General features: G+C 66.1%; 23 protein-coding genes. 19 read left to right on the top strand and 4 right to left on the bottom strand.

The genetic code is table 11. The features are described from left to right. Positions 1 to 9: 9 nt before the first annotated feature. Positions 10 to 951 (top strand): LysR family transcriptional regulator, encoded by a 942-nt coding sequence (locus SAMIE_RS10815; RefSeq protein WP_066701214.1) that lies wholly within the window; start codon positions 10 to 12, stop codon positions 949 to 951. Here the strand turns inward: SAMIE_RS10815 and SAMIE_RS10810 are convergent. After that, positions 948 to 1,757, bottom strand: a complete 810-nt coding sequence (locus SAMIE_RS10810; RefSeq protein WP_066701213.1) for an SDR family NAD(P)-dependent oxidoreductase — start codon at positions 1,755 to 1,757, stop codon at positions 948 to 950. The two genes, SAMIE_RS10815 and SAMIE_RS10810, sit on opposite strands and share 4 nt — an antisense overlap. A gap of 180 nt (positions 1,758 to 1,937) precedes the next feature. On the opposite strand from SAMIE_RS10810, the gene SAMIE_RS10805 reads away from it, so the two are divergent. After that, positions 1,938 to 2,318: a c-type cytochrome gene (locus SAMIE_RS10805; protein ID WP_066701230.1), complete on the top strand. Its 381-nt coding sequence runs from the start codon at positions 1,938 to 1,940 to the stop codon at positions 2,316 to 2,318. Between the two features lie 18 nt (positions 2,319 to 2,336). Here SAMIE_RS10805 and SAMIE_RS10800 read toward each other — a convergent pair whose 3' ends face one another. Further along, on the bottom strand, positions 2,337 to 3,020 hold the full coding sequence (locus SAMIE_RS10800) for an SDR family NAD(P)-dependent oxidoreductase (RefSeq protein WP_066701212.1): 684 nt from the start codon (positions 3,018 to 3,020) through the stop codon (positions 2,337 to 2,339). A gap of 151 nt (positions 3,021 to 3,171) precedes the next feature. Here SAMIE_RS10800 and SAMIE_RS10795 point away from each other — a divergent pair, with 151 nt between their 5' ends. The 7 genes from SAMIE_RS10795 to SAMIE_RS10765 all read left to right on the top strand — a co-directional run bounded on the left by SAMIE_RS10795 (position 3,172) and on the right by SAMIE_RS10765 (position 10,764). After that, positions 3,172 to 4,416: a CaiB/BaiF CoA transferase family protein gene (locus SAMIE_RS10795; protein ID WP_066701211.1), complete on the top strand. Its 1,245-nt coding sequence runs from the start codon at positions 3,172 to 3,174 to the stop codon at positions 4,414 to 4,416. Further along, complete coding sequence (locus SAMIE_RS10790; RefSeq protein WP_083952529.1) at positions 4,413 to 5,339, top strand: hydroxymethylglutaryl-CoA lyase; 927 nt, start codon at positions 4,413 to 4,415, stop codon at positions 5,337 to 5,339. The genes SAMIE_RS10795 and SAMIE_RS10790 overlap by 4 nt, the downstream gene beginning before the upstream one ends. Then, on the top strand, positions 5,336 to 6,757 hold the full coding sequence (gene leuC / locus SAMIE_RS10785; protein WP_066701210.1) for a 3-isopropylmalate dehydratase large subunit: 1,422 nt from the start codon (positions 5,336 to 5,338) through the stop codon (positions 6,755 to 6,757). The genes SAMIE_RS10790 and leuC overlap by 4 nt, the downstream gene beginning before the upstream one ends. Before the next feature lie 2 nt (positions 6,758 to 6,759). Beyond that, positions 6,760 to 7,371, top strand: a complete 612-nt coding sequence (leuD, locus tag SAMIE_RS10780) for a 3-isopropylmalate dehydratase small subunit (RefSeq protein WP_066701209.1) — start codon at positions 6,760 to 6,762, stop codon at positions 7,369 to 7,371. A 69-nt stretch (positions 7,372 to 7,440) separates the two neighbouring features. After that, positions 7,441 to 9,633 (top strand): TonB-dependent receptor, encoded by a 2,193-nt coding sequence (locus SAMIE_RS10775; RefSeq protein WP_083952528.1) that lies wholly within the window; start codon positions 7,441 to 7,443, stop codon positions 9,631 to 9,633. A gap of 52 nt (positions 9,634 to 9,685) precedes the next feature. Continuing rightward, positions 9,686 to 10,150, top strand: a complete 465-nt coding sequence (locus SAMIE_RS10770; RefSeq protein WP_066701207.1) for a (2Fe-2S)-binding protein — start codon at positions 9,686 to 9,688, stop codon at positions 10,148 to 10,150. Then, positions 10,147 to 10,764 carry an Isoquinoline 1-oxidoreductase subunit gene (locus SAMIE_RS10765; protein WP_066701206.1) on the top strand — a complete coding sequence of 206 codons (618 nt, stop codon included), beginning with the start codon at positions 10,147 to 10,149 and terminating at the stop codon, positions 10,762 to 10,764. Before SAMIE_RS10770 ends, SAMIE_RS10765 begins: the two co-directional genes overlap by 4 nt. Before the next feature lie 44 nt (positions 10,765 to 10,808). Here SAMIE_RS10765 and SAMIE_RS10760 read toward each other — a convergent pair whose 3' ends face one another. Next, positions 10,809 to 11,357: a carboxymuconolactone decarboxylase family protein gene (locus SAMIE_RS10760; RefSeq protein ID WP_083952527.1), complete on the bottom strand. Its 549-nt coding sequence runs from the start codon at positions 11,355 to 11,357 to the stop codon at positions 10,809 to 10,811. Between the two features lie 16 nt (positions 11,358 to 11,373). Beyond that, a complete protein-coding gene (locus SAMIE_RS10755) occupies positions 11,374 to 12,930 on the bottom strand; it encodes an AMP-binding protein (protein WP_162849058.1) in 1,557 nt (518 codons plus the stop codon). 217 nt (positions 12,931 to 13,147) lie between these two features. On the opposite strand from SAMIE_RS10755, the gene SAMIE_RS10750 reads away from it, so the two are divergent. The 10 genes from SAMIE_RS10750 to SAMIE_RS10705 all read left to right on the top strand — a co-directional run bounded on the left by SAMIE_RS10750 (position 13,148) and on the right by SAMIE_RS10705 (position 24,621). Continuing rightward, a complete protein-coding gene (locus SAMIE_RS10750) occupies positions 13,148 to 15,535 on the top strand; it encodes a membrane-bound PQQ-dependent dehydrogenase, glucose/quinate/shikimate family (RefSeq protein ID WP_066701203.1) in 2,388 nt (795 codons plus the stop codon). Between the two features lie 2 nt (positions 15,536 to 15,537). Next, a complete protein-coding gene (locus tag SAMIE_RS10745) occupies positions 15,538 to 16,455 on the top strand; it encodes an MBL fold metallo-hydrolase (RefSeq protein ID WP_066701202.1) in 918 nt (305 codons plus the stop codon). A gap of 214 nt (positions 16,456 to 16,669) precedes the next feature. Beyond that, positions 16,670 to 17,752, top strand: a complete 1,083-nt coding sequence (locus SAMIE_RS10740; protein ID WP_066701201.1) for an LLM class flavin-dependent oxidoreductase — start codon at positions 16,670 to 16,672, stop codon at positions 17,750 to 17,752. Positions 17,753 to 17,894: 142 nt separating this feature from the next. Beyond that, positions 17,895 to 18,848 carry an NAD(P)-dependent oxidoreductase gene (locus SAMIE_RS10735; RefSeq protein ID WP_162849057.1) on the top strand — a complete coding sequence of 318 codons (954 nt, stop codon included), beginning with the start codon at positions 17,895 to 17,897 and terminating at the stop codon, positions 18,846 to 18,848. After that, positions 18,845 to 19,270, top strand: coding sequence for a carboxymuconolactone decarboxylase family protein (locus tag SAMIE_RS10730; protein ID WP_197724631.1), 426 nt, complete (start codon positions 18,845 to 18,847; stop codon positions 19,268 to 19,270). Before SAMIE_RS10735 ends, SAMIE_RS10730 begins: the two co-directional genes overlap by 4 nt. Positions 19,271 to 19,291: 21 nt before the next feature. Further along, positions 19,292 to 20,503 (top strand): CaiB/BaiF CoA transferase family protein, encoded by a 1,212-nt coding sequence (locus tag SAMIE_RS10725; protein WP_066701199.1) that lies wholly within the window; start codon positions 19,292 to 19,294, stop codon positions 20,501 to 20,503. Position 20,504: 1 nt separating this feature from the next. Beyond that, positions 20,505 to 21,653, top strand: coding sequence for a CaiB/BaiF CoA transferase family protein (locus SAMIE_RS10720; RefSeq protein WP_066701198.1), 1,149 nt, complete (start codon positions 20,505 to 20,507; stop codon positions 21,651 to 21,653). Continuing rightward, positions 21,646 to 22,650, top strand: coding sequence for an acyl-CoA dehydrogenase family protein (locus SAMIE_RS10715; protein ID WP_066701197.1), 1,005 nt, complete (start codon positions 21,646 to 21,648; stop codon positions 22,648 to 22,650). The genes SAMIE_RS10720 and SAMIE_RS10715 overlap by 8 nt, the downstream gene beginning before the upstream one ends. A 9-nt stretch (positions 22,651 to 22,659) precedes the next feature. Further along, complete coding sequence (locus SAMIE_RS10710; RefSeq protein ID WP_066701196.1) at positions 22,660 to 23,808, top strand: acyl-CoA dehydrogenase family protein; 1,149 nt, start codon at positions 22,660 to 22,662, stop codon at positions 23,806 to 23,808. Positions 23,809 to 23,817: 9 nt separating this feature from the next. Continuing rightward, entirely contained in the window at positions 23,818 to 24,621 is an 804-nt protein-coding gene (locus SAMIE_RS10705) for a crotonase/enoyl-CoA hydratase family protein (protein ID WP_066701195.1), read from the top strand. Positions 24,622 to 24,625: the final 4 nt, after the last annotated feature.

Here is a 24,625-nt window from a genome sequence, read left to right as displayed (position 1 = left end):
TAGGGCGACATGGACTTTCGACAAATACGCTACTTCGTGCATGTCGCCGACTTTCGGAATATCACCCGCGCATCCTCCATCCTGCGTATCTCCCAGCCCGCGCTCAGCCGGCAGATGCAATTGCTGGAGCAGGAATTGGGCACCAAGCTGTTTCACCGGCAGGGTCACGGCCTGGTTCTGACGTCGGACGGGGCCTTGTTCCTGGATCATTGCACCCGCCTTCTCAACCAGTTCGAGGAAGTGAAGGGCCTGTTCCAGCAGCGGCGCGCCAGTTCGGAGCTGACCGGCACCGTGGGCGTGGGGATGCCGGTGCCGATGATGCCGATGTTCGCCGACCCTTTCCTGGGGCAGTTCGCCAAGACCTATCCCGGCATCCGGCTGCGCATGGCCGAAGGTTTCAGCGCGCTGCTGCACGAATGGCTACTGAGCGGGAGCATGGACCTGGCGCTGCTCTATGGCATGAGCGCCAGCAAGGTTCTGGTGCAGGAGCGGCTGCTGGTCGAGGATCTCTTTCTGTTGGCGCCCGCCCAGGCGCCGTTCGTCCAGAGCGGCCGGCCGATCGCGCTGCACGAGATTGGCGACATGCCGATGATCCTGCCGCATCGGCCGCACACGCTGCGCGACCTTGTCGATCAGAACGGTTTCATGCCGAGCGAGATCATCGAGGTCGATGCGCTGACGCTGATGGTCGAGCTGGTCAACCAGGGCAAGGGCGTGACGCTGCTTCCGGGGCCGACGCTGAACCAGGTGTCCCACAGCAATGTCGCGGTCGTTCCCCTGACCGATCCGGGCATGAACTGGGACGTGACATTATGCTATTCGTCGCTCCGGCCGCTGAGCGAGGCGGCGCTGGCGGTGCATCGCTGCGTGCGGACGGAGGTCAGGCGGCTCGTCATGACCGGGCGCTGGAAGGCGCGGTGGATCGCCGGAACGGAGGATGTCCTGCCCTAGGACGCGATGGCGCCGTCTCCGGCGACGCCCGCGCGCGCAAAGGCGGCGCGGCCTGCGCCGTCGATGCGGATCACGTCTCCGTTGATATAGGGGATGCGGCAGATCGCCAGCACCAGTTCGGCAAATTCGGCAGGATCCCCCATGCGCTTGGGGAAGGGCACCCAGCCGGCCGCCTGCTGCTGGAGTTCGGCGCGGGACAGGCCGGAAACCGACAAGATCGGCGTGTCGAATTGACCCGGTGCGACGGCCACGACGCGGATGCCCCAGGGAGCAAGGCTGCGCGCGCTGCCCAGCGTCATGCCGCCGACTCCCGCCTTCGAAGCACTGTAGGCAGTGAGGCTGGAGGGCGAATCCAGTCCCGCGACCGAGGCGACATTGACGACCACGCCGCGCTCGCCATCGCCCACAGGCGCGGATCGCGCCGCCGCCGCCGCGAACAGCCGCGTGCAATTGAACGTGCCGACAAGGTTGGTGGTGACGACATCGACGAAATCCTTGAGCGACGCGGGCGTCATCGCATCGTCGAGAATCTCGGCATCGCGCACGATGCCGGCGGCGTTGACCAGTATCCGGGGCGGCCCGTGACGATCCGCGCTGGCGGCGATCGCGTCGGCCACCTGCGCCTCGCTGGCGACATCGACATCGAAGAAGAGGCCGCCGGTCGCGTCGGCGACCTGGCGTCCCGCCGCAGGATCGCGATCGAGGATGGCGACGCGGCCGCCGGCCATCGCGATGGCCCGCGCGGTCGCGGCGCCAAGGCCGGACGCGCCGCCGGAAATGATCGCCAATTGGCCCCTGATATCCATGCGGCGGTCCTCCTCCTAACAGTCACGCTTCGCGGCGTCGGCAGGCAGCTAGCACGGTGGATCGGGCGGCGGCGCTTGTCGCTTGTCCAACACTGAGTTGAGGAAACAGGAATTGCGGGCGCCGGAGGCGTCGTCAAAGCATCGGGGCATCGAGAAAAGCAGCGAAGTGGGACCTGGATGATGCGGTTGAGGAAGGGCGCGCTGGCGCTGATATCGACTTATGGACTGGCGGTCGCCAACCCGGCGGTCGCGGCGGGTGATGCGGCGCACGGAAAGATGGTGTTCGCGCGCTGCGCCGCCTGCCACAGCATGACGCCGGGCAAGAAGATGGTCGGCCCGTCGCTGGCCGGGATCATCGGCCGCAAGGCGGGCACGGTCGAGGGCTTCACCTATTCGCCGGCGATGAAAGCCTATGGCAGAAATTGGGACGTCAAGGCGATGGACGCCTTCCTGGCCTCACCCAAGACGGCGATCCCCGGCACCCGCATGATCTTCGCCGGCCTGCCCAACGCCGCCGATCGCGCCGACCTGATCGCCTATCTGTCGGCTGCGCCCAAATAGGGGCGATGCAAGGCGGGGCTATGCCGCGCCACGCGTTACCGGGATAAGCGCGCCGCTGATGCTGCGCGCCGCGGGGGAGGCGAGGAACAGGATCACGTCGGCGATCGCGGCAGGCCGAACCCAGCTGGAGAAATCCGCGTCGGGCATGTCCGCGCGGTTGGCCGGCGTGTCGATGATGCTCGGCAATATGGCGTTGACGGTGATGTCGCTGCCCTTGAGTTCGTCGGCAAGGCTTTCGGTCAGTTTGTGGACGGCCGACTTCGACGCGGCATAGCCGCCCATGCCGGCGGCCGCCATGATCGCACTGCCCGCGCCGATATTGACGATGCGTGCCGAAGGCGCCTGCTTGAGCGCGGGCAGCGCCGCCTTCGTCATGGTGACGCATGTCAGCGCGTTCATGGCGAACATCCGCGTCCATGTGGCAGGGCCGCCATCGGCCAGCGTTTGCCAGACGAAGCCGCCGGCGATGTTGACCAGCACGTCCAGCGATCCGAGCGCGGCCGTGACCTGGTCCACCACGGCGGCCGCCGCGTCGGCATCGGTCAGATCCACGCCGCCTAAGTCCAGCGCGCCCGCCAGAGCTTCCGGCGCGGTGGGGGCGAAATCCACGCGCGCCACCCGATCGCCCTGGGCCGCGAACGCCGCGGCGACGCGCCGGCCCAGTTCGCCGAAACCGCCGGTTACTATGATTGTCCGTGCCATGTCGTGTCCGCTCCTTTCCCGAACGCTGCGCGTCCCCTGTCCTGCAGGGACTTAGGGAAGTTTCCGCTCCAACGGCATAGCGGCTTGTGCAATTTAGGCTTGTGGGAAACGGCATGGACGGCGCGGCGGCGGGCGCGGCAGATACGCGGCTATGACGCCCGCACCGCAGATATCCTCGCCGCCACCGCTCGCGCCCATGCTGGCGGGCCTTCGCGTGCTGGAGATCGGCCATTTCGTCGCAGCGCCCTTCTGCGCGCGCCTGTTGGCCGATCTGGGCGCGGACGTGATCAAGATCGAGCCGCGCACCGGCGATCCCGCGCGCCAGTGGGGGGCGATGGTCGACGGCCGTTCGCTGTGGTGGTCCATGCATGGTCGCAACAAGCGCAGCGTGACCATCGACCTCAAGTCGGAAAAGGGGCGGGATCTGGTCTTGCAGCTGGTCGCGCAATGCGACGCGATCGTGGAAAATTTCCGGCCGGGACAGTTGCAGCGCATGGGGCTTGGCCCCGACCGGCTGCGGGAGATACGGCCGGACCTGATCGTCGCGCATGTTTCGGGCTACGGCCAGGATGGGCCGGGCGCCGGTCGCGCCGCCTTCGGCGTCATCGGGGAAGCGATCGGCGGCCTGCGCTACCTGACCAACCATGCGCCGGGCGTGGTCGACCTGCCGCCCGTGCGCGTCGGCGTCAGCATCGGAGATTCGATCGCCGGCCTCTACGCCGCCTTCGGCGTGGTCGCCGCGCTCTGGCAGCGGGATCGCGCCCATGGCGACGGCAAGGCCCGCACCATCGACGTGGCGTTGACCGAAAGCATCCTGAGCATGATGGAAGGCATGTTGCCGGAATATGGCGCGCTGGGAAAGATCAAGCAGCCGACCGGCGGCGCGATCTCCACGGCGGCGCCGAGCAATGCCTATCCCAGCGCCGACGGCGAATGGGTGTTGATCGCGGCCAATTCCGAACCCCTGTTCGCCAGCCTGATGCGGCTGATCGGGCGTCCCGAACTGATCGGCGCGCCCGGTTATGCGAGCAATCCAGAGCGTGTCGCCAACGCAGCGCAACTGGACCATGTCATCACGCAGTGGAGCCGCACGCATGACGCCGACCGGCTGGTCGCCCTGCTGGATGCGGCGGACATTCCCAACAGCAAGGCCTTCACGGCCGCCGATTGCGCCACGGACCCGCAATATCGCGCGCGCGGGATGGTGCGCGAAGTGCCCGACCGGCATTTCGGCACGGTGCTGCAGGCCGGCATGGTGCCGCACGTCCCGGAATCGCCAGGTACGATCCGATGGACCGGCCCCGATCTGGGCGAGCATAATCATGCGGTGCTGGGCGAATTGCTAGGCCTGCCAAGCAGCGCGATCCATGCGCTGGAGCTGGAGGGGATAATATGACCATGCCCGCCCAAGCCGTGGAAATCGTCGAGGTCGGACCGCGAGACGGCTTTCAGTCGGTCGGACCCTTCATTCCCACGCCCACCAAGATCGCGATCGTCGAGAGCCTGTATGCCAGCGGGGTCCGGCGGATGGAAACGACGTCCTTCGTCAGCACGAGCGCGCTCCCCCAACTGGCCGACGCGCCGGACATCGTGGCTGCGAGCGCGCGGCTGGAGGGCCTGGATTCGCAGGTGCTGGTCCCCACTGCCCGCCATGCGCAGCGCGCGCTGGAGGCGGGCGCCCGGCATCTGAGCGCGGTCCTGTCGGTCAGCGAGCGGCACAATATGGGCAATGTCCGCCGCACGCCGATGGAGTCGGCCGCCGATTACGCCCAGATGGTGGCGGCGATGCCGGCGGATTGCACCATGCGGCTGAATATCGCCACCGCCTTCGATTGCCCGCATGTCGGGCGGACCGAACAGGATGCGGTGCTGGCCCTGCTGGAGCCGCTGGTCGCGGCGACCGCCGACGTGGAGATTGCACTGTGCGATACCACCGGCCGCGCCGATCCGGCGCAGGTCCGCGCGCTGTTCGGCGCGGTGCGGACATGTTTTCCGCAGGTGCGCGGCTGGGCCTTTCACGGTCACGATACCTATGGTCTGGGGGCCGCCAATGTGCTGGCCGCCTGGGATGCGGGCGTGCGGGTGTTCGACGCGGCGGCGGCGGGGCTTGGCGGCTGCCCCTTCGCACCGGGCGCCACCGGCAATGTCGCGACCGAGGACCTGGTCTGGATGTTCGACCATATGGGCGTCGAGACGGGCATCGACATGGACCGGCTGATCGACGCGGCGCTCAAGGTGGCGGCATTGCCGGGCGCGCAGATCGGCGGTCGCGTGCGCGACGCGATCGGCGCGCGCCGCTGCCTGGCGATCGCATCATGAGCGCGCCTCACCCGCCGCGCCTCCTGTTCCAGAAGGTCTGGGACGATCATGTCGTGGCGTCCATGGGCGAAGGGGCGGTGCTGCTCTACATCGACCGCCATCTGGTGAACGAAGTGACGAGCCCGCAGGCCTTCGAAGGGCTGCGCGCCGCCGGTCGCGCCGTGCGCCGCCCCGGCGGGACGATCGCGGTGGCCGACCATAATGTTCCCACGGACAACCGGGCCGGCGGCGTGGCCGCGATCCTGGAGCCGGAAAGCCGGGAGCAGGTCGAGACGCTGGAGCGGAACGTCGCCGAGTTCGGCATCCCCTATGTGCCGCTTCGCAGCGCGCGGCAGGGCATCGTCCATATCATCGGGCCGGAACTGGGGCTGACCCTGCCGGGCTCCACCATCGTGTGCGGGGACAGTCATACCTCCACCCACGGCGCCTTCGGGGCGCTGGCATTCGGCATAGGCACGTCCGAGGCCGAGCATGTCCTGGCCACCCAGACTTTGCTCCAGCAGCCGGCGCGGTCGATGCTGATCCGCGTCGACAATCAATTGGGGGCGGGGGTGACGGCCAAGGATCTGGCGCTGCACATCATCGGCCGCATCGGCACCGGCGGGGCGACCGGGCATGTCATCGAATATGCCGGCGAAGCCGTGACGGCGCTCGACATGGCGGGGCGCATGACCCTGTGCAACATGTCGATCGAAGCAGGCGCGCGCGCCGGCATGATCGCCCCCGACCAGAAGGTGTTCGACTGGCTTGCGGCCGCGCCGCTGGCGCCCAAGGGCGAGGCGCTCGAACGGGCCAAGGACTATTGGCGCACGCTCAAGTCCGACGATGGCGCGGTTCACGACCGCACGGTCGAGATCGATGCGCGCGACGTGGCGCCCATGGTCACATGGGGCACCAGCCCAGAGGCGGTGACCGGCATAGGCAGCATCGTGCCCGATCCCGCCGCCATCGCCGATCCGGCCAATCGGTCGCAGGCGGAGACGATGCTGGCCTATATGGGGCTGGAGCCCGGCCGTCCGATCGCCGGCACGCCGATCGACATGGCCTTCATCGGCAGTTGCACCAATGGCCGGATCGAGGATCTGCGCGCCGCCGCAGCGGTGATCGGCGGCCGCCATGTCGCGCCGGGCGTGCGTGCCCTGGTGGTGCCCGGATCGGGCCAGGTGAAGGCGGCGGCGGAAGCCGAGGGGCTGGATCGCCTGTTCATCGACGCAGGGTTCGAATGGCGGGAGGCGGGGTGTTCGATGTGCCTGGGCATGAATCCCGATCAGCTTGGCCCAAGGCAGCGCTGCGCATCCACGTCGAACCGCAATTTCGAGGGACGGCAGGGACCGGGCGGGCGCACCCACCTGATGTCGCCGGCCATGGCGGCGGCCGCCGCGCTGAGCGGCCATATCGTCGATGCGCGGGACTTCTGACGATGGAGCGCTTTACCCGCCTGTCCGCCGTCGCCGCGCCGCTGCCGATGTCCAACGTGGATACCGACAAGATCCTGGCCGGCCGCTTCCTCAAGACGACCAAGCGCCAGGGCCTGGGCGACAAGCTGTTCTGGTCGCTGCGGCAGGAACCCGATTTCATATTGAACCGGGCGCCCTGGGACCGGGCTGGCATCCTGATCGCGCTGGAGAATTTCGGTTGCGGGTCGAGCCGCGAACATGCGCCCTGGGCCATGCTCGATTTCGGCATACGCTGCGTGATCGCGCCGAGCATTGCCGACATCTTCTACAATAATTGCTTCAAAAACGGCATATTGCCGATCACCCTGCCCGAAACCGTGGTTCGTCGCCTGATGCGGGTGGTGTCCGATCCCGCCACCGCGCACATGAGCGTCGATCTGGTCGCGCAGACGGTCGAGCCGGCGGGCGGCCCGGCGATCCGGTTCCAGGTCGACGCCCGGCGCAAGCAGGATTTGCTCGCTGGCGTGGACGAGATCGCGCGGGCGACGGACAGGGCGCCCGATATCGAAGCCTATGAAGCGTGGCGACGAAAAGAGCGGCCCTGGATCGCGGACATCGATCTCGCGTTGCCGTGATCCGTCCCCTGACCGCCGATCGACCAGGACATATAATAAATAGATAAACAAAGAGGATGAGGAGGGTAGATGCGCAGTTACCGGATGGTCCGTTTGCCGCTGTTATGCGGTGTCGTCATGCTTGGCCTTCAGGCCGCGCAGGCGCGCGCCGCAGACGATGCCGATGCGGTGGCCGAAGAACCGACGACGCAGGACATCGTGGTGACGGCGCAGCGGCGCGCGGAGCGGTTGCAGGACGTGCCGATCACGATCGCGAACCTGTCGTCGGACACGATGCGGCAGGCCAGCGTCGTTCAGTTGCAGGATATTTCGAAACTGACGTCCGGCGTCCGGTTCGATTCCCGCTACAGTTTCTTCACGCCCACCATCCGCGGCATCAGCACGTCCAACTATCTGCCGGGCAGTTCGTCCAACGTCGCGCTCTATCTGGACGGTTTCGCGAGCGTCGCGCTCGCCTCTTCGAACTTCCAGCTGATGAATATCGACAGCATCCAGATATTGAAGGGGCCGCAAGGCACGCTGTTCGGCCGCAACACCACCGCCGGCGCGGTTCTGGTCAACACGGCGAAGCCCAGCAACGAGACCAGCGTCGTCGCGGAGGCAGGCTATGGCAGCTATGACGCGCAGCGCTATCAGTTCTATGCCACGACCGGGCTGACCGACGACATCGCCGTCGATCTTTCCGCGCAATATGGTCGCGGCGACGGGTGGATCGAGAATATCTTCACCGGCGACAAGAATGCGGGCCGATACCGGAATTTTTCGGTGCGGGCCGGGCTGCTCGTCCGCCCCACCGAAACGCTGTCGCTGCTGTTCCGCTATGAACATGCCTATCGCAACGATCCGACGGGATCGCTGCTCAACGCCTATGTGCTGGAGGGCCGGCCCGGCTGCGTCACCTGCAGCCGGCCGGGCGCGATCACCGCCACGCGGCGGGGCCAGATCGCCGAGGACGAGAAGCTGGGATTCATCAGCAGGTCCAACGCCTATCAGCTGACGGCGACGCTCGATGCCGGGTTCGCGGACATCACGTCCTACACCCAGTATCGCACCGACGATTCGGAGCAATTCTATTCGATCGATCTGACCAACCTTGCCGTGACGGCCCAGTCGACCAAGGAAGAGGACACGCTGTTCACCCAGGAAGTGATCGTCAATTCCAAGCCCGGCGGGCGGCTGCAATGGACCGTCGGAGCATTTTATTCGGACTGGAGTTCGCAATGGCCCTATGTCGGCCTGGCGCCGGCGGGCGTGCCGGGCGCGCGCCCGCCCTATCCGCAGCTGCTGGAATCGGGGATCAAGAGCGTGTCGCGCGCCGTGTTCGGCGACGCGACCTATGAGATCGTGGACAATCTGTTCGTCACGGCAGGGCTGCGCTATACCCGTGACTCGCTGAAGGACGCCTATTCCAACTTCCTGGCGATCGGGCCGCGGCGGCCGCCGACATTGACGACGAGCCGCCTGACGCCGCGTGGGGTGATCCGTTATCAGCTGAACAATGCGTCGAACATCTACGCGTCCGTATCCAGAGGCTATAAGGCGGCGATCTACAATATCAGTTCCACGACGACGCCGGGAACGCCGATCCTGCCGGAAGAGATATGGGCGTATGAGGCCGGGTATAAATATGCGTCCCGGAACCTGTCGTTCAACATATCGGGCTATTATTACGACTATAGCAATCAACAGCTTGCCCAGTCGCGGATAGTCGACGGCATCGCGACGACCTTGATCGCCAACGCGGCGTCATCCAGGCTCTATGGCATCGACGCCGACATACGTTACGCGCTTGACGAGCATTTCGCGGTCAATGTCGGCGGCAACTGGAGTCATGCCCGATATCGGAGCTTTCCAGGCGCGCCGACCTTCAATCTCGCGAGGTTTCTGGCGACCGGCACCTTCGTCAATGAAGTGATCGACGCAAGCGGCTTCCATCTGGCGCGTGCGCCCGACTTCACGGCCAATGCCGGGGCCAGTTTCACGGCCGGCGTGGGGGGCGGGACGATGACATTGTCCGGCAACCTCTATTACACGTCCAAATTCTACTTCGACCTGGTGCAGAAGCTGCCGCAGGAAAGCTATGCGACGCTCGACCTGCGCGCGGAATGGATGGACCCGTCCGAACGCTATACGCTGGCCCTGGCCGGCAAGAATGTGACCGACACCAACTATCTGAACCAGGCATCGCAGAACGGCCTGGGCATCGGCGCGAACTGGGCCGCGCCGGCGCAGGTCGAAGCATCCGTCCGGGTCAAATTCTGACCATGCGACATTTCGCCCCCAACCCCCTGTCGCCACTGCAAGGAAGCGGTCCATGAACTATTCGATCACGGTCAATGGCCAAGTCAGACAGGTGGAGGCGGAGGCCGATACGCCGCTGCTGTGGGCGCTGCGCGACCATATCGGACTGACCGGCACCAAATTCGGATGCGGCATCGCCATGTGCGGCGCCTGCACGGTCCATGTGGACGGGATGGCGGTGCGATCCTGCGCCGTGCCGATCAGCCAGGTGGTGGGCGAGATCACGACGATCGAGGGACTGGACGGCCCGGAAGCCAAGGCCGTGCGGGACGCCTGGATCGACGGCGACGTGCCGCAGTGCGGCTATTGCCAGTCGGGGCAGATCATGAGCGCGGTGGCGCTTCTGCGCGAAGTGCCCAGCCCGACCGACCAGGACATCAACCTTGCCATGACCGGCAATCTGTGCCGGTGCGGCGCCTATGTGCGCATCCGCGCGGCGATCCACAAGGCGGCCAAGACGCTGGACGCGGCGGCATGAAGCGCCGCCATTTTGCCCTTCTGCTGCTGGCCGGCGGGGTCGCGGCGGTGGCGGGCGGACGGGCCGCGACGAGAGCGGATGCCGTGCTGCCGACATCGTTGAGGCCCGCGTCGGACTTCGCGGCGATCGCGGACCCCGCGCAGCGCTCGCTGGCCCTGTTCGGCGAAGTGGGGAAGGTGTTGCAGCATCCGCGATGCATGAACTGCCACCCGGCCACCGACCGGCCGACCCAGACGGATGCGATGCGCCCGCACATGCCGGGGGTCGTGGGCGCCGAGGGCGGGATCGGCGCGCCGGGGCTGCATTGCAATGCCTGCCACCAGCAGGAAAATTACGATGTAGCCGGCGTTCCGGGCAATCCGAAATGGGCCTTGGCGCCGGCGGAAATGGCCTGGCAGGGCAAGACGATCGGCGAGATCTGTCGTCAGATCAAGGACCCCGAACGCAATGGCGGGCGCGATATGGCTGCGCTGCAAGAGCATATGGCGACCGACGAGCTGGTTGGATGGGGCTGGCATCCCGGTGGCGATCGAACACCCGTGCCCGGCACGCAGGCGCAGTTCGGCATCCTGTTCAAGGCGTGGGTCGATTCCGGCGCGCATTGCCCGGCATGAACAAGTTGCAGCCGGTCATATGCGGCAGGGCTGACGATTTTGCGTCAATCGTTGCGCGGCCTCAGGCTGTCATGATCAGGCTCCAGCGTGACGCGCGCCGAATTGATCACGCGCGCGACCCCGCAATAGAAACCGCCGGTCACCAGCAGTTCGACGCAATCGCGGTTCGAAAAGAGGCTTTGCAGCCGCGCCATGGTATCGCTCGACGCGCCTGGGCTCATCGCCAGATCGTCCGCCAGCGCGAGAATGGCGCGCTCGCCTTCGTCGAAAAGGTCGGACGCCTTCCAGTCGGGCAGCGCGGCGATCTGCGCCGGGGTGACGCCTTCGTCCAGGGCAAGATGGCGATGATGCGCATATTCATATTCGGCGTCGAGGAGGGCGGCGATGCGGATGATGAGTAGCTCGCGCAGCCGCCGGCTCGCGGTCATCTCGAACCGCAGCGCCCAGGCGAACGGCGCCCAGGCGCGCACCAGTTCGGGCGACCAGGCAAGAACGCGATACAGGTGCAGCACGGTGCCCCACCGTCTTTTCAGGCGTGCGAAAATGCCCGCGACGATCGGATCGTCGCTGCCTTCCGGAACCATGGGTATCATGCTGTGCGGACCTTCCTCATATCGATCGTGCCTGCTCCTGCCAGAAACGATCCCGGATCGACCGCTTCAGGACCTTCCCGACCGTGCTCTTGGGCAGACTGTCCCAGATCTCGACGGACTTGGGGCATTTCACCGAACCCAGAAGGGCTTTGCAATGGGCGATGAGTTCGTCGGCAGTCGCATCCTGCCCCGGCTTGAGCGCGACCACGGCGGTGACGGCCTCGCCCCATTTTTCGTCCGGTATGCCGATCACCGCGCAGTCCAATATGGCGGGATGGGCGAGCAGCGCTCCCTCCACCTCGGTCGAGAAGATGTTGAAGCCGCCGGAGATGATCATGTCGCGCTTGCGGTCGACAATGTAGAGATAGCCGGCCTCGTCCTTGATGCCGATGTCGCCGGTATGGTGCCAGCCGAACTGGGACACGGATCGCGTCGCCTCCTCATTCCTGTAGTAGCCGGCCATGACCAGGCTGCCCCGCGCGACGATTTCGCCGGGCTCGCCGGCGGCGAGGATGCGTCCTTCATCGTCCATCACTTCGACATCGGAGAACATGGTGGGCCGGCCGCAACTGTGCAGCAGCTTGGCGCTGGCGGGCGCCTGCACCGCGCGTTCAAGATCGGCGGACGACAGATAGGTCAGGAAGAAGGGCGCTTCGGCCTGCCCGAAGGATTGGCACATCACGGGACCGAATGTTTCGACCGCCTGGCGCAGCTTTTCGGGAGCGACGGGCGCGGCCGATATCAGGAAGAAGCGCAGCGACGAGATATCATGGTCGCCCAGCGCCGGGTAGGACAGCAGGGCGTAGAGGACGGTCGGCGGCAGGAACAGGTGCGTGACCCGGTGGCGGGCGATGGCGTCCAGGATGGCGGCCGGATCCGCGCTGGTCATCAGTATGTTCGTCGGTGCTTTGGGCAGCAGCATCAGCCCCAATATCCCTGCGGCATGGGTGATCGGCGCGACGCAGAGATGGACGGGATGGTCGGAGGGCGGCGCGCAGGTCCAGAAGTTGGCAATGAGGGTTTCCCACGTGCGGTTGGTCCACACCGCGCCCTTCGACCGGCCGGTGGTGCCGCCGGTGGCGAAGATGGTGCAGGGCCGATCATCGTCATCGGCAAGGGGCGGGAGCGCCGGGTCGGCGTCGGATCGCAAGCTGTCGAGCGAACGACCGAGCGGGCTGCGACCATCGAGGCACATACACAGGTCCAGCCCCTGCACGGCGGAACCGATCTGCGCCGCTTCCGCCTCGAACTTGCTGTGGAACAGCAGCGCCCTGGCCTCCATGGTCCGGGCAAGAGCGATATTGTCGTCGATCAGGTTGCGGGCGTTAAGCGAGACCCAGACCCGTCCGCTGCGCAGCACGCCCAGCACGGCGAGGAAGCTGGTCGCATCATTCGGTCCGTAGATCGCGACGGTCGCATGGGGCTTCAGGCGCGACGCCATGATCGCGCGGGCGATCGCATCGACCGCCTGCGCGGCGGCGGCATAGCTGATCGCCGCGCCGTTGGGCTGCACGAACGCGATGCGATCGGGGTGATGCCGCACCGCTCTCTCGAAATGGGATATCAACTGCATGGGCATGGTCTCGCTTGTCGACAACGCAAGGCGATCGCAGCGCGGCGTCGCGCCGGAGCCTGCGATGGCGACATGATAGGCTAATGATACAAGAATATACAACAAGTAAATTGATATTATTTTATGACGGGTATAGGATGGCGGGGATGCCCACGCGCTGATGCGGCCGCCTTGATCGGTTCATGAACGAGCGACTGGGAAAGGGAGAGGTGATTTGATGATGATCTGGGGCCTGCGCGCCTATGCCGCCATCCTGATAGCGACGGGCCTGCCGCTGGCGGCCGGGGGCGGATATCTGGTGGCGCTCCAGGGATCGCCTTATTATCTGATCGCGGGTGTCGGCCTCATCCTGTCCGGCGGTTTGTTGTGGGCGCGGCGGTGCGAGGGCGCGCTGCTCTATCTCGCCATCCTGTTCGGCACGATCGCCTGGGGAATATGGGAGGCCGGGGCGGACGGATGGCGCCTGATCCCGCGGCTGGTAGGGCCGGTGTTGCTGGGACTTTTCCTGCTCATTCCCGGCTTTCGGCGTCTGCTGCACGGCAGAGCCTTTCCCCGGCCGCTGGCGATCGGCCTGGCGGCCGTCGCCGCTGTGGCGATCGGCGCGGGTCTGCATACGCTGAGGCCCGTGGCTCTGGACCCCATCTATCAGAACGGCATGACGTCCATCGCCACGCGGCAGGCGGGGCAGGGGGCGGACGACAATGGCGATTGGGCGGTGTGGGGACAGAATGCGGGCGGCGCGCGGTTCAGTCCCCTGTCGCAGATCACGCCCGACAATGTCGCCGGGTTGAAGGTCGCCTGGACCTATCGCACCGGCCGCGACCCCAAGGGGCAATATCCGCGCCTGTCGGTGACGCCCCTCAAGATCGATCGCACGCTGTATCTGTGCACGGGGTGGAACGACATCGTCGCCCTGGATGCGGAGACCGGGAAGGAGCGGTGGCGGGCGAAATCGGGGGCGATGACCGACCCCTATGGCAGCTGCCGGGGGGTCGCCTATTATCGCGTGCCTGATGCGACGGGCTCCTGCGCCACGCGCATCATCACCAATACCGTCGATGCCCGGATCATCGCCGTCGATGCGCGGGACGGTCGTCGCTGCCAGGGCTTCGGCAAGAATGGCGAAGTGTCGCTGCTGCCGGGCATGGGGCATGTGCCCAAAAGCTATTATCTCGTGGATTCCGCGCCGGTGATCGTGCGCGGGCGCATCATCCTGGGCGGGCGCGTGCTCGACAATCAATATTGGGGCGAACCTTCCGGCGTCATCCGCGCCTATGATGCGGTGACGGGGGTCTTTTCCTGGGCCTTCGACGTCGGGCGTCCCGATCGGCAGTCCGAGCCGCCCGCAGGCGAAACCTATACGCGATCGACGCCCAACAGCTGGGCGCCGATGAGCGCGGACGAAACGCTGGGCCTGGTCTATGCCCCGATGGGCAATCCGACGCCCGACTATTATGGCGGGCAGCGCCGCCCGTTCGACGAGACATATTCCAGCGCCACGGTGGCGATCGACGCGGCGACCGGAAAGCCGCGCTGGGTGTTCCAGAGCACGCATCACGACATCTGGGATTATGACGTGTCGTCGCAACCCACGCTGGCGGACGTTCCGATGGCCGACGGCCGCGTCCGCCGCCTGCTGGTGCAGGGCACCAAGCGCGGCGAGCTATTCGTGCTGGATCGCGAGACGGGCAAGCCCGTCCATGCCGTCGTCGAACGGCCCGCGCCGCAGGCCGGAGCGGTCGCCGGCGAGCGCCTGTCGCGAACGCAGCCCTTTTCGGTAGGGATGCCCTCGTTGGCGGGACCGGACCTGGCGGAAAGCGACATGTGGGGCGTCAGTCCGCTCGACCAGCTTTGGTGCCGCATCGCCTTCAAGCAGGCGCGTTATGACGGCAAGCTGACCCCGCCAGGCCTCACGCCCAGCCTTATCAACCCCGGCACCGCGGGCGGCAGCAATTGGGGCAGCGTCACGATCGATACGGACCGCCATATCCTACTGGCGAACGCCACCCAGATGCCCATGTGGGTGCAGTTGCTGACCCGCGCCGAAGCCGACCGGCGCGGGATCGAGGTCTATGACGCGGACGGCAAGAAGACGTTCGCGGGCGCAGGCCCGCAGATGGGAACGCCGGTCGCCGTCGATGTCCGGCCCTTCTTCTCGCCCTTGCAGGTGCCGTGCGCCAGTCCGCCCTATGGCACCATGAGCGCCATCGATCTCGTCAGCGGCAAGCTGATCTGGACGAGGCCATTGGGTTCGGCGGAAAATTCCGGCCCATTGGGGACGCGGTCTCACCTGCCCTTCACGATCGGCACGGCGAGCTTCGGAGGGTCCATGGCGACCCGCAGCGGCATCACCTTCATCGCCGCGTCGCAGGACGACCATCTGCGCGCCTTCGACACGCGCACAGGCAAGCTGCTGTGGGATGCCAGGCTGCCGGCCGGCGGCCATTCTACCCCGATGAGCTACCGATCGCCCCAGAGCGGGCGGCAGTTCATCGCCATCGCCGCCGCAGGCTTCAAGACGCTCAATTCAACCGTCGGCGATTACATCATCGCCTACGCCCTGCCCGACGAAAAAGGGACCGGCGTTTCAAAGGAGAGGCACTGACCATGACGAACATCAGAGGCAGGGGGCAGGGCGACGCACCCCAGCAGGTCTGGCATATCGGCGATGTCACCATCACGAAATTCGTCGATTGCGTGGAGGAGCATGACCTGACCCACCTGTTCCCGAAGGCGACGGTCCAGGCGCTGCTGGACATTCCGTGGCTGCAACCCAATTTCCTGACGGCGGACGGGACCGGCATATTCAGCTATCATGCGCTGGTGGTGGAGACGCCGACCCGGCGGATCATCGTCGACACATGCTGGGGTTATGAAAAGGGGCGGGGCCCGTCGGAGGAGCTGGCGCAGATCCAGTCCCTGCTGCTGGAGGATCTGGAGGCGGCGGGCTATCCGCGCGAAAGCTTCGACACCGTGCTGTGCACCCATCTCCATGCGGATCATGTCGGCTGCAACACGATGATGGTCGACGGCAAATGGGTGCCGACCTTCACCAACGCGCGCTACATCCTCAACCGCACCGAGTTCGAATATTGGAAGGCGCCCTATGACATGGTGCCGGACCCGGAATTCATCCACACGATGGAGGCGACATTCTACGATTCCGTCGCGCCGGTGCACGAAGCCGGCCTGATCGACCTAGTCGAGGGAACCCACAAAATCTGCGAAGAAGTGACCCTGGTGCCCACGCCCGGTCATTCGCCCGGCCATGTCAGCATCCATATCGCGTCGCGCGGGGAGCAGGCGCTGATTACCGGCGACATGGCCCATCACCCCAGCCAGCTCGTCCATACCGACTGGAGCCTGCGCTGGGATTTCGACGGCGAGCAGTCGGTGCGGACGCGCGAACAGGTGTTTTCCGACGCCGCCGACAAGCCGATCCTGGTGATCGGAACCCATTGGGCGGGCGTGACGGCGGGCCATGTCAAACGCGACGGCGACTCCTACCGTCTGCAATGCGACTGATGGCGTGCGGCGCGGTCCCGGCCCTCATCGTCACGTCGAGAGCAGGGACCGCGCGCTTTTCCGATCGCCAGGATCGGCGGAAACGCTGCCTTTTTCGGCCAATATCACGCCATAATCAAAAGGCATTTCTCATAGCATCCCTTTGTATTGGCTTTCAAAGCCTCCGCCCTGTTTGATGTGGGCAACCCCATTATCGAGACGATTGGAGAGGCTCATGGAATTCGGTGTACTTTTTACGTCGCAGCCCGACATCAACAAGGATGCCTATCCTTATCACGACATTCACCGGCAAGTAACGGAGATGGTCGTTGCTGTCGATCGTCTGGGCTATGACATGGCGTGGATCGCCGAACATCATTTCAGCAACATGTATGGGATCATGCCCGACATCTTCGCCTATACGGCATATCTTGCCGCGAAGACGAAGAACATCAAGCTGGGCGCGGCCGTCGTCACCCTGCCGATGGCGCACCCCGTCCGCGTCGCCGAAAACGCGGCCTTCCTCGACGTGCTGACCAACGGGCGGTTCCTGCTGGGCTTCGGGTCGGGATATCGCCCCTATGAGTTCGCGGGTTTCGGCGTTCCCTTCGACGAACGGCGCGACATCCAGGAAGAGGCGCTGCCGCTGATCTACGACCTGCTCACCAAGAAGAAGGTCACGCACAAGGGCAAATATTTCAACGTCGACATCTCTGGCGACTATGAAATCTTCCCGCAGGCGATCCAGAGCCCGCATCCGCCGCTCTACCTGGCGGCGGCGACCGAGCGGTCGATCCACAAGGCGGCGGACCGCGGCCTGGGCGTCATGTTCTCCGGCCTGTCCTCGACCGAGCAGCTTGCCGCCGAGGGCGACATGTATCGCAAGGCAATGGAGAAGACGCCCGACGCGCTCCGGTCCAACCCCGCCTTCGGCGAGATCGACATCGCGCGTTGGGTCTATGTCGCCGAAACCGACGAAAAGGCGCGCAAGATCACCGAGGAAGGCATCCTCAAGCATATGAACATGTATGACGGCAAGCAGACCGTCGGCTATCTGGGCACGGTGTCGCCGGACCTTTACGCCAGCAGGGGCGGGGACTGGTATGCCGACCTGGTATCCAAGAACGTCCTGATCCACGGTTCGCCCAGCACCGTCGCGGCCAAGGTGGCCGAACTGCAGGAGAAGGTCGGCATGACGTCGCTGCTGTCCATGTATCCGCCCTATTATGGTTCGGAGAGACTGCTCGATTCCTTCACCCTGTTCCAGGAAGAGGTCGCGCCGCAGTTCAAGAAGCAGAAGACGCTCAAGGTCGCCTGACGCGCACGCGCCGCCACCCAGGACGTCGTCTCGTTGCCGCTGGAAGACCGAGGCAACGGGGCGTCGTCGCACGCGGCGGTGAGACAGAATGAGACTGACCATCGGGCGCTCGGCCGGGTTTGCCGGCGAGGAGAGGGAATATATGACGGACATTGCAGCCAGCGTCTTGGCCGGGACGGCGACGGTGGGCTTTATCGGCCTGGGGCATATGGGCGGGCCGATGGCGCGGTGCCTGATCCGGGCGGGGTTGCCGGTCATCGTGCAGGACATCTCGCCGGCCGTCGCCCGGACGATCGCCGGAGACGAGGCCAGGATCGTCGCAACGCCGGCCGCACTCGCCGCCGAAGCGGATGTCATCCTGATGAGCCTGCCGACGCCCGACATCGTATCGGCCGTGTGCGAAGGGCCTGACGGCATCATGGCAGGCGGCGCCACGCGCATCGTCATCGACCTGTCGACCACCGGGCCGCGCGCGACGGAGCGGCTGGCCGCGCGGTTTGCCGAAAAGGGCGTCGCTTTCATCGACGCGCCGGTCAGCGGCGGCGTAAGCGCGGCGGAGCAGGGGACGCTGACCATCATGGCCGCGGGCGACAAGGCCGCCTATGACGCGATCGAGCCGTTGCTGAAGATCGTCGGCGGCAAGCTGTTCTACATGGGCGGGCAGGCCGGGATGGGCCAGTCGATGAAGCTGGTGAACAACATGCTGGCCGCCGTCAACGCCATGGGCGCCTTCGAAGTGCTTGTGCTGGGCGCGAAGCTGGGGCTGGACGCGCAGCAGATGCTCGACGTGCTCAACGTTTCGAGCGGACAGAATTTCATGACCAGCGTCAAGATCCCGCAATGCGTGATGCCGCGCACCTTTCCGCCACGCTTCGCCACCACGCTGATGCACAAGGACGTGCGGCTTTGCCTGGAGGAAGCGGACGCGGCGGGCGCGCAGATGTGGGTGGGCCAGGTCGTGCGCCAGATGCTGGCCTTCGCCATCGCGCAGGGCGGCGGCGACAAGGATTTCGCGGCGACGATTCAGCATTATGAACAATGGGCGGGCGCGACGGTCGGTTCCGCCCCGCTCCCCGCCCAGCAGGCCGCAGAATGAGCGCGCGGCAGGACGGAGCGCCCCGGTTCGACAGGGACGAGGCGATGGCGCTGCTGCGCCATGTGGTGGGCGAGGAAACCTTCCAGCGGCGGCAGGCCGGCATCAACGGGTTCAACCAGGAAATCCGCCGGTTGGGCGAGGATTATTGCTTCGGCGAAATCTGGACGCGGCCGGGCCTGCCGCCCAAGCTGCGCAGCATCGCGTGCATCGGCATGCTGATCGGGCTGAACCGGGGCGCGGAATTGCGGATTCACATCGGCGGCGCCCTCAATAACGGCTGCACGGTCGAAGAGATCAAGGAAGTGCTGCTCCAGTCGGTGATCTATTGCGGCCTTCCGGCGTGCAACGACGCCTTCCGCATCGCCGAGGACGTGCTGCGGGAACGCGGGATCGATCTGGGCATGGCAACGCCGGGCAGCTGACAGAGCGAGGATTACAGGATCATGGCCGGCACCGGACCCTTGCAGGGCATTCGCATACTCGACCTTTCCACCGTCCTGATGGGGCCCTATGCGTCGCTGCTGCTGGCGCAGATGGGCGCGGACGTCATCAAGGTGGAGGCGCCGGAAGGCGACATCGTCCGGCTGATCGGCAAGGCGCGCAATCCCGGCATGTCGGGCATCTACCTGACCGCCAATCGCGGCAAGCGCAGCATCGTCCTGGACCTCAAGCAGCCGCAGGATCGCGAGGAATTGCTGCTGATCGCGCAGACCTGTGACGTGATGCTCTACAATCTGCGGCCACAGGCCATGGCGCGGCTTGGCCTGGCCTATGAGGATGTCGCGGCCGTCAAACCCGATATCATCTATGTCGGCACGTTCGGCTATGGCGAGGACGGGCCATATGCGGGGAAGCCGGCCTATGACGACCTGATCCAGGGGGCATCGGGCGCGGCATCGCTGTCCGCGCTGGTCCGGCCCGGCGCGGCGCCCGCCTATCTGCCGATCGCCATCGCGGATCGCATGGTGGGCATCCATGCGGTCAACGCCATCCTCGCCGCGCTGGTGCACCGTGAACGGACGGGCGAGGGACAGCGTGTGGACGTGCCGATGTTCGAAACGATGGTCAGCGTCGTTCTGGGCGACCATATGGCAGGACTGACCTTCGACCCGCCGCTCGACGATGGCGGCTATGCCCGGCTGCTCGCGCCCGATCGCAAGCCGATGCAGACGAGCGACGGCCATGTCTGCGTGCTGATCTACAATGACAAGCAATGGAAGCGGTTCTTCGAGATGCTGGGGCGGGACGATGCGCAGACCGACCCGCGCCTGCAGAACCAGAGCACCCGCACCACTCATATCGCCGCCATCTACGCCGACCTGGCGCAGATATTCCTGACCAAGACGACCGCCGAATGGATGGCCTTGCTGGAAAAGGCGGACATTCCGGTGATGCCGCTCCATGACCTCCAGTCCCTGCTGGACGATCCGCATCTGGCCGCGACCGGCTTCTTCGAGCAACTCGACCACCCCAGCGAAGGCAGGATACGCGGGATGCGGATACCCAGCCGGTGGAGCGCGACACAGCCGGGCGCGCCCGGCCCAGCGCCGCGTCTGAACGAACATGGGGACGAGATACGGCGGGAAGCCCGCCAGATGCTGGCCGCGCGATCGGCCGATCCGGTGCTGCGCGTCGCCAATGGCGGGGACCTGTAACATGGGTCCGCTGGCGGGGTTTCGCATCGTAGAGATTGGCGGCATCGGGCCGGCACCGCTGGCCGCGATGCTGCTGGCGGATATGGGCACCACGGTGCTGCGCCTGTGTCGCTCCGATGATCACGGACCAGGGCTGCGCAAGCCGGTCGCGCTGGACCTCGTCATGCGCAATCGCCGGTCGCTGGCGATCGACCTCAAAAACCCCGCGGGCATCGATCTGGCGCTGGAACTGATCGAAAAGGCCGACGGCCTGATCGAAGGGTTTCGCCCCGGCGCTGCAGAGCGGATGGGGCTGGGGCCGGACGCGGCGTTGGCGCGCAACCCCCGGCTGGTCTATGGGCGGGTCACAGGGTTCGGGCAGGACGGACCGCTGGCGCAGGCGGCCGGCCACGACATCAACTATATCGCGCTGACGGGGGCGCTGGACGCCATCGGCGTCGCCGGCGGAAAGCCCGCCATCCCGATGAACCTGCTGGGCGATTATGCCGGCGGCTCGCTCTATCTGGTGATGGGGATGCTGGCCGCGATGCTGGAGGCGCGCCAGTCGGGCAAAGGGCAGGTCGTGGATGCCGCCATCGTCGACGGCACGGCATCGCTGATGACGATGATCTACGGCTTGCGCCTTGCCGACCTGCACGCCCGGCCAAGAGGCGAAAATCTGCTGGACGGCGGTTCGGCCATCTACAATGTCTATGAATGCCTGGACGGAGCCTATGTCTCCGTGGGGCCGATCGAACCCAAGTTCCGGGCCATCCTGTTCGGCCTGATCGGGATCGATCCCGCAAGCGGCGACGACCCCGATCTCCAGGCGCGGCTGGAGGCGCTGTTCAGGACGCGGACCCAGGCCGAGTGGCGCACCTTGCTGGAGGGCACCGACGCCTGTTTCGCGCCGGTCCTGTCGATGGCGGACGCGCCGCACCATCCGCATAATCGCGCGCGCGGCACATTCGTCACGATAGACGGCGTCACCCAACCCGCGCCCGCGCCCCGGTTCAGTCGAACCGTCCCGGCCCTGCCCACGCCGCCCGAAGCCCCGGGCGCCGGCGGCGAGGCCGCCCTGCTGGAATGGGGCGTCCATCCGGCGGACATCGAAGCGCTCGCGCGCAAGGGCGCGATCACATGCATGAAAGCAGCAGCCGCGCATGTCTGACGACGTTACGATCATGATCCGGGATATGGCGGAGCGCGTCTTCGCCGATCATTGCGACCGGCAGGTGCTGGCGGCCGCTGCCGTCGGGCAGTGGCCGGGGGCGCTGTGGGATGCGGTCGAAAGCACAGGGCTGACGCTGGCTCTCGTATCTGAAGAAGGCGGCGGCGCTGCGTTGCCGATCGCCGCCGCCCTGTCGCTGGTCGATCTGGCGGCCGAATATGCCGCGCCCATTCCACTGGCCGAAACGATGATCGCCGCCTGGCTGCTCGACCGGGCCGGGCTGCCGGTGCCGGCCGGCCCCCTGACCTTTGCCTCGTTCGACGGGTCGGCGGACACTCTGGTCGCCGCCCGCGTGCCGTGGGGCAGGCAGGCCGGCATCGTGGCGCTGGTCGATGGCGCACTGCTGCTGCTCGATCCCGAAATCGCGGATGTCGCGCCGGGCGCCAATGTCGCGGGCGAGCCGCGAGACCGGGTGACGATCGACGATGTCGCCGTCAGCGGCGTTCCATCGCCGATCACGGCGGACGACATGCGGGCGATCGGCGCGGCGATCCGAACCATGCAGATTGCAGGTGGGCTGAAGCGCGCCACCGACATGGCCCTGCAATATGCGCAGGACCGGGTGCAGTTCGGCAAGTCTTTATCCAAATTCCAGGCGATCCAGCAAAATCTGGCGGTGCTGGCGACCCACACCGCCGTGGCGTCAATGGCCGCGACGATGGCGCGCGCGGCGCTGGCGACGGGCAGGCTGCTGCCCGATGTCGCCATCGCCAAGGCGCGGGCGGGGGAGGCGGCGGGCGCCGGCGCCGCGATCGCGCATCAGGTGCATGGCGCGATCGGCTTCACGCTGGAGCATGATCTGCAATTCTTAACCAAGCGGCTTTGGTCCTGGCGCGACGAGTTCGGGAACGAGGCCGAGTGGAATCTGGTCTACGGCCAGCGGATCGCCCGCGCCGGCGCCGATGCGCTGTGGCCGGCGATCACGGCAGGGGCATAGGACGGGCGGATGGTCGATTTCAATTTTCAGCAGGTGCCGTCCAATGACGCGATGGAAACGCTGCGCCAGGAAGTGCGCGATTTCCTGGCGGTCGAGATAGGCGATCGCAAACCGGCCGAACGCGCGCTGAGCTGGGCCGGACATGATGCCGCCTTCAGCCGCAAGGTCGGCGAGAGGGGCTGGCTCGGCATGACGTGGCCCGGGCGCTACTGCGGGCATGAACGCAGCGCGCTCGAACGCTATGTGGTGCTGGAAGAGATGCTGACGGCCGGTGCGCCCGTGTCGGCGCACTGGATTGCCGACCGTCAGTCCGGGCCGCTGATCCTGCGCGTCGGCACGGAGGAGCAGCGGCAGCGCTACCTGCCCGGCATCGCGCGCGGCGAGATATTCTTCTGCGCGGGTCTGAGCGAGCCGGACACCGGGTCAGACCTCGCCTCCGCCCGGACGCGGGCGGTGGAAACGGATGCGGGCTGGGTCGTCAACGGCACCAAGATCTGGAACACCAACGGCCATCGCAGCCACTATATGATCCTGTTCTGCCGCACGGACGCGCCCTCTTCGGATGCGCGACATTCGGGCTTCAGCCAGTTCATCGTGGACATGTCGCTGCCCGGCATCGAAGTGCGCCCCATTCTCGACATGGCCGGCGAGCATCATCTGAACGAAATCCATTTCAGCGACGCGCTGCTGCCGAAGGACGCGCTGCTGGGTCCGAAGGGCAGCGGGTGGCAGCAGGTGATTTCCGAACTCGCGCATGAACGCAGCGGGCCGGAACGGTTCCTGTCCTCCTTCCCCCTGCTGGTGGAATTGGCGCGGGCGCTGGGCGACAGCCCTTCTGCCCATGCCGCCGCGTCGCTCGGTCGGCTGGCGGGGCAGGTGGCCGTGCTGCGCCAGATGTCGCTTTCGGTCGCCGGCATGTTGCAGCGGGGCGAAGACCCGACCGTCGCGGCCGCCATCGTCAAGGATCTGGGCGCGGTGCTGGAGCAGGAGGTCATAGAGGTGGCGCGCCTGCTGGTGGCAACCGAGCCCGATCTGACAGGGCAGGATTTCGCAGCGTCGCTTGCCACGACGCTGCTGGCGTCCCCCTCCTTCTCGCTGCGCGGTGGCGCGCGCGAAATCCTGCGCGGCATCATCGCGCGCGGGCTCAATCTCAGATAGGCTGATATCATGACCAAGCCCGTTCTCCTCGATATTGCCGATGGCATCGCGACCATCACGCTCAATCTGCCCGAAAGCCGCAATCCCATCTCCGCGCAGGAAACGGTCGATGCGCTGGTCGACGCGCTCGACAGCATGAACCGCGATCTGGATGTGCGGGTGGCCATCCTGACCGGCGCGGGCAGCGCATTCTGTTCGGGCGGGGATCTCAAGTCGATCGGCCAGCCGGGCGGCCTGGGCGGCGGCGATCCGGTGCGGACGCCGGCGCAATATGCTCATAATATTCAGCGCGTGCCGATGATGTTCCAGACGCTGGAAGTGCCCGTCATCGCCGCGGTCAACGGTCCCGCCATCGGGGCGGGATGTGATCTTGCCTGCATGGCCGACATCCGCATCGCCGCGCGATCCGCCATTTTCGCCGAAAGCTTCGTGAAGGTCGGGCTGATCCCCGGCGACGGCGGGGCATGGTTACTTCCCCGGATCGTGGGCTATTCCAAGGCTTGCGAAATGGCGTTTACCGGCGATCGCATGGATGCGCAGGAGGCGCTGGCCTGCGGCCTTGTTTCGAAGGTCGTCGAGGATGATGAACTGATGCCGGCCGCGCTGGCGCTGGCGAAGCGGATCGCCGTCAATTCGGGCGATGCGGTCCGCATGTCCAAGCGGCTGCTGATGCGTGGGCGGGAATTGCGTTTGGCCGAAGTGCTGGAACTGTCCGGTGCGATGCAGGCCCTGGCGCATACCACCGTCGAGCATAAGGACATCGTGGCTGGGCTGGTGGCCCGGCAGCAGTCCAAGCTAACGCCATCGTCCTGACGGG

The sequence above is a fragment of the Sphingobium amiense genome (genome assembly GCF_003967075.1).
GTDB classification, from domain to species: domain Bacteria; phylum Pseudomonadota; class Alphaproteobacteria; order Sphingomonadales; family Sphingomonadaceae; genus Sphingobium; species Sphingobium amiense.
Note: the sequence above shows the minus strand (reverse complement) of the source record. Positions and strands in the feature narration are given on the sequence as shown.